This is a genomic window from Inquilinus sp., from assembly GCF_057815775.1.
This window is the reverse complement of sequence record NZ_JBYRFX010000713.1, coordinates 1-4020: the sequence shown is the minus strand read 5'-3', so window position 1 is coordinate 4020 and position 4020 is coordinate 1. Positions and strand designations below refer to the sequence as shown.

Here is a 4020-nt window from a genome sequence, read left to right as displayed (position 1 = left end):
TTCAGCGAACAGCGGCCAGTCCGACGCCGGGTCGACCACCACCGCTTCCAGCTTCTTGCCGAGCAGGCCGCCCTTCTTGTTCTGCTCGTCGATCAGCATCAGCATGACGTCCTTCAGCGTGGTCTCGCTGATCGCCATGGTGCCGGACAGGGAATGCAGAATACCGACCTTGATGGTGTCCTCGGCCGCCCTGGCGCTGGTCACGGCCAACCCCATGGTCACCGCCAGCGTGGCGCCGATCACCCAATGTTTCTGCGACAATGCCATCGTGAACTCCCGGTTCGCCTTTTGACTTGTTTGCACTTTCACCACCGGCGTCGACGCAAGATCCGGGCCAGATGCCGAGCGGCACGGCTGCCCGATCCCTGCGCAGTGGTCCGGAACTTGCTGAGACCCGGGCAGTTCCGCCACCACACCGGGCAGCCGATTTGGTCCTGCGCATCCTCCTGGTCGATGAAAATGCCGAGCGCTGCCGCCTGGTCGAGGCAGCGCTGACGGCGGCCGGCCATGGCGTGGTGGCATCCGCCAGCGGCACCGAAAACCTGCTGGCAAAGGTGCGGGAGATCGAGCCCGACGTGATCATCGTCGACCTCGACGCCCCCAACCGCGACGCGCTGGAACACATGCGCAGCGTCAGCCGCGAACGGCCCAAGCCGATCGTGATGTTCGTGGACCAGAGCGACGATGCCGCGATCGGCGAGGCGATCCGCGCCGGGGTCAGCGCCTATGTCGTCGACGGCCTGAGCCCGCACCGGGTGAGACCGGTGCTGGAGGCCGCGATCGCCCGGTTCCAGGCGTTCCAGTCGATGCGCGAAGAGCTGGAGCGGACCCGCACCTCGCTGGCCGAACGCAAGCGGATCGAGCGCGCCAAGGGCATCCTGATGCAGCAGCGCGGCGTGGCCGAGGACGAGGCCTATAAGGCCCTGCGCAAGCTGGCGATGGACCGCGGCAAGCCGCTGGCCGAGATCGCCGAGCAGGTCATCAGCATCAGTGAGCTGCTGACCAGGGATTGAGCAGCGGCGTTTTCGCCGCTTTTTTGTGCATTGCACAACGCGGGGGCAGAGTCCTGCCGTGCCGCAGCATCCCCGCCGCCTCCCGGTTTTCGTGGCCCGATCCACCAACCCGGCGCATGCGCTGAATCCCGCGATCCGGGCCGCCAAATCCCACCGAATGGCACGCGGCTTGCGTAGCCCTGGAACGAAGACGGGCAATGGCGTCCGTCCGACGATATCACCGGCGGTCCACGATGGGCTGTCGATCCGGGCAAAGGCGTCCGAGGGATGCGGAGTTTCCGCACGCTCTCGGGCGCCTTTTTCGTTTTGGAGCGGCTTATGACGGACCAGCCGGACGCGTCTTGCCTCACCCTGGGCTTCGTGCCCCTGGCGGATTGCGCGCCCCTGATCGTGGCGGAACGGAAAGGCTTCTTCCGCGAGGAAGGCCTGTCGGTCCGGCTGTCGCGTGAACGCAGCTGGGCCAGCCTGCGCGACAAGCTGGCCTATGGGCTGCTGGACGGCGCCCATATGCTGGCGCCGCTGCCGCTGGCGATGACGCTGGGCCTGAGCGGGCCGAAGGCGGCGATGCTGGTCGGGCTGTCGCTGAACCTGAACGGCAATGCCGTCACCGTGTCGCGCGCGCTTGCGGCGGAGATGGCGGCCGCCGACCCCGAAGCCACCGCCACCGGATCGGCCGCGCCGATCGCCGCCGTGGCCGCAATCCGGCGCCGGGCCGGCGCACCGCCGCTGGTCTTCGCCATCGTCTTCCCGGTGTCCAGCCACCACGACCAGCTGCGCTACTGGCTGGCGGCGGGCGGGGTCGACCCGCAGCGCGACGTGCGCATCGTGGTGGTGCCGCCGCCGCAGATGGTGGCGCATCTGTCGGCCGGGCGAGTCGACGGCTTCTGCGTCGGCGCGCCCTGGGGCGATGTCGCGGTCGACCAGGGCGTCGGAATCATCGCCACCACCGGCTGGCAGATCTGGAACAACGCGCCGGAGAAGGTCTTCGCCGTCACCCTGGCCTGGGCCGCGGCCCGGCCGGAGGCGTATCGCGCCGTGCTGCGCGCCCTGATCCGTGCCGCCGCCTGGCTGGACCGGCCGCAGCACCGGGCCGAGGCGGTGGCGATGCTGGCCGCGCCGGAGGTGCTGAACGCCCCGGCGGCATCGATCGCGGCCAGCCTGGTCGGCCGCCCGGGCGATGCGCTGATCGACGGGCTGCCGGCGCATGGCCCGGTCTATCACCGCCGCGCCGCCGGCCTGCCCTGGCGGTCTCACGCCGCCTGGTTCCTGGCGCAGCTGCGGCGCTGGGGCGAGCTGCCGGAGGGCATCGACATCGCCGCCGCGGCCGCCGCCGTGTACCGGCCGGACGTCTACCGCGCCGCCGCCTGGGACCTCGGCTACCCCGCGCCGGCCGCCGACGACAAGCGCGAAGGCGACCATGACGCTGCCTGGGTGCTGGCCGACCCGGCTGGCGATGTCGTGCTCGGCGCTGACCGCTTCTGCGACGGCCGGACCTTCGACCCGGCCGCGATCGACCTCTACCTCGCCGGGCTCGGCACCGTCGCCGGCCCCGACGCAACCGCCGCGGCGCAACGCGGCTGACCGGACCGAAGGGGGCTTCCATGACCACACGCAACCACACCACCCGGAGCATCACCCGCCGCCGCCTGCTGCAGGGCACAGCCCGGCTGGGTGGGGCCGCAGCGACCATCGCCGCGATCCGCGCCGCCTTCCCGTCCGGCGCCTTCGCCGAGGGAGCCGGGCCGGAGACGGCCAAGGTGACGCTCGGCTTCATCGCCCTGACCGATTCCGCCCCCCTGATCATCGCCAAGGAGAAGGGGCTGTTCGACAAGGTCGGGCTGACCGAGGCCAGCGTCGCCAAGCAGGCCTCCTGGGGGACCACGCGCGACAACCTCGTGCTCGGCTCGGCCGGCGGCGGTATCGACGGCGCCCATATCCTGACGCCGATGCCGTACCTGCTGACGCTGGGCACCGTCACCGCCGCGAACAAGCCACTGCCGATGCAGATCCTTTGCCGGCTGAACACCAACGGCCAGGCGATCTCGGTCGCCAAGGAGCTGATGCCGGCCGGCGCCACGGTCGACGCATCCGGGCTGAAGGCCGCCTTCGCCGACATGAAGGCCAAGGGGCAGGAGGTGAAATGCGCCGTCACCTTCCCCGGCGGCACCCATGACCTGTGGATGCGCTACTGGCTGGCCGCGGCCGGGATCGACCCGAACAAGGATGTCAGCACCATCGTGGTGCCGCCGCCGCAGATGGTCGCCAACATGAAGGTCGGCAACATGCAGGCCTTCTGCGTCGGCGAGCCCTGGGGCGACCAGCTGGTGCACCAGGGCATCGGCTATTCCGCCTGCACCACCGGCGAGATCTGGAAGGACCATCCGGAGAAGAGCCTGGCGCTGCGGGCCGACTGGATCGACGCCAATCCGAAGGCGGCCGCGGCCCTACTGCAGGCGGTGATGGAGGCCCAGCGCTGGGCGGAGAAGCCGGAAAACAAGGAGGAAATGGCCCAGATCATCGGCCGGAGGGCGTGGTTCAACGTGCCCCCGGCCGACATCCTGCCGCGGTCGCTCGGCACCATCGACTATGGCGACGGCCGCAAGGTCGAGAACAGTCCGCTCTTGATGAAGTACTGGCAGGACTTCGCCTCCTACCCTTACCAGAGCCACGAGCTGTGGTTCATGACCGAGGACCGGCGCTGGGGCTACATCGCCCCCGACACCGATCTCAAGGGCCTGATCGCCAAGGTCAACCGCGAGGGTCTGTGGCGCCAGGCCGCCCAGGCCATCGGCGTGGCGGCGGCCGAGATCCCCACCAGCCCGTCGCGCGGCAAGGAGACCTTCTTCGACGGCAAGGTCTTCGACCCCGACGCCCCCGACGCCTACCTCGCCAGCCTCGCGATCAAGACCGTCGCGTGATGCCCCGACAGCCAGCCGGAGCCAGCCCCAGATGACCCAGACGGCCTCCAAGACCGCCTACACCGAACCCGCCGCCGCCCCGGCACGGA

General features: G+C 70.0%; 4 protein-coding genes. 3 read left to right on the top strand and 1 reads right to left on the bottom strand.

What is annotated here, in order from left to right:
• Positions 1 to 216, bottom strand: a 216-nt coding sequence (locus AC3XYG_RS24935) for a transporter substrate-binding protein (RefSeq protein WP_489142565.1), incomplete at its 3' end; no start/stop codon positions are given.
• 212 nt (positions 217 to 428) lie between these two features.
• On the opposite strand from AC3XYG_RS24935, the gene AC3XYG_RS24930 reads away from it, so the two are divergent.
• The 3 genes from AC3XYG_RS24930 to AC3XYG_RS24920 all read left to right on the top strand — a co-directional run bounded on the left by AC3XYG_RS24930 (position 429) and on the right by AC3XYG_RS24920 (position 3931).
• A complete protein-coding gene (locus tag AC3XYG_RS24930; protein ID WP_489142564.1) occupies positions 429 to 1013 on the top strand; it encodes an ANTAR domain-containing response regulator in 585 nt (194 codons plus the stop codon).
• Between the two features lie 318 nt (positions 1014 to 1331).
• Positions 1332 to 2594, top strand: coding sequence for a CmpA/NrtA family ABC transporter substrate-binding protein (locus AC3XYG_RS24925; RefSeq protein ID WP_489142563.1), 1263 nt, complete (start codon positions 1332 to 1334; stop codon positions 2592 to 2594).
• A gap of 20 nt (positions 2595 to 2614) precedes the next feature.
• Positions 2615 to 3931, top strand: coding sequence for a CmpA/NrtA family ABC transporter substrate-binding protein (locus AC3XYG_RS24920; RefSeq protein WP_489142562.1), 1317 nt, complete (start codon positions 2615 to 2617; stop codon positions 3929 to 3931).
• Positions 3932 to 4020: the final 89 nt, after the last annotated feature.

Excerpts from the sequence above, each read along its gene's own strand:
- AC3XYG_RS24925 (WP_489142563.1), top strand. The coding sequence starts at position 1,332 with ATGACGGACCAGCCGGACGCGTCTTGCCTCACCCTGGGCTTCGTGCCC.
- AC3XYG_RS24920 (WP_489142562.1), top strand. The coding sequence starts at position 2,615 with ATGACCACACGCAACCACACCACCCGGAGCATCACCCGCCGCCGCCTG.